This window comes from Micromonospora mangrovicola, from assembly GCF_047200535.1.
Classification (GTDB): Bacteria; Actinomycetota; Actinomycetes; order Mycobacteriales; family Micromonosporaceae; genus Micromonospora.
On the sequence record NZ_JBJZOG010000246.1, the window covers coordinates 1 to 979 of the forward strand.

1 protein-coding gene is annotated in these 979 nt (G+C 68.4%); it reads left to right on the forward strand.

What is annotated here, in order from left to right:
- The first annotated feature begins 120 nt into the window (after positions 1-120).
- Complete coding sequence (locus ACL02O_RS34295; RefSeq protein WP_412822337.1) at positions 121-969, forward strand: 3-hydroxyacyl-CoA dehydrogenase family protein; 849 nt, start codon at positions 121-123, stop codon at positions 967-969.
- The last annotated feature ends 10 nt before the right edge of the window (positions 970-979 follow it).

The window sequence follows — 979 nt, forward strand, 5'->3', positions numbered from 1 at the left end:
TCGTCGTTCAGGCTCGCCGCCAGATCCTCTCCCGCCATGCCCCCACGGCCCTCTGCGCTCGGTGCGTTCGGTCATGACTAGGGTGCTGTCAGACACTCAATCGCAGCGAGGGAGAAGCAGATGGCGGGTCGACTCGCGGTCGTCGGTGCCGGGCTGATGGGCTCGGGTATCGCCCAGGTGGCGGCGCAGGCGGGCTGGCAGGTGACGCTGCGGGACCTGGACGACGCGGCCACCAAGCGGGGCGTCGACGGCATCCGGAAGTCGCTGGAGAAGTTCGCCGAGAAGGGCAAGATCGAGGCGTCCGAGGTCGAGGCGACGCTGGCCCGGATCACCCCGACCACCGAGCTGGAGGCGGCGGCCGACGCGGACATCGTGGTCGAGGCGGTCTTCGAGAAGATCGAGATCAAGCACGAGGTGTTCCGCGCGCTGGACAAGATCTGCAAGTCCGACGCGGTGCTGGCCACCAACACCTCGGCCATCCCGGTGACCCAGATCGCCACCGCGACCGAGCGTCCGGAGTCCGTGGTCGGCACCCACTTCTTCTCGCCGGTGCCGATGATGAAGCTCTGCGAGCTGGTCCGCGGCTACAAGACGAGCGACGCGACCCTGGCGACCGCGAAGGCGTTCGCCGAGGAGATCGGCAAGACGGTCGTGGTGGTCAACCGGGACATCGCCGGCTTCGTCACCACCCGGCTGATCTGCGCGCTGGCCATGGAGGCGGTCAAGCTCGTGGAGTCCGGCGTCATCTCGGCGGAGGACCTGGACATCGCCTGCAAGCTGGGCTTCGGTCACGCCATGGGCCCGCTGGCCACGGTCGACCTGACCGGCGTGGACGTGCTGCTCAACGCCACGAGGAACATCTACACCGACACCGCCGACGAGAAGTTCTTCCCGCCGGAGCTGCTCCAGCGGATGGCGACCGCCGGCGACCTGGGCCGCAAGACCGGCCAGGGCTTCTACTCGTACTGACGGTCCCGGG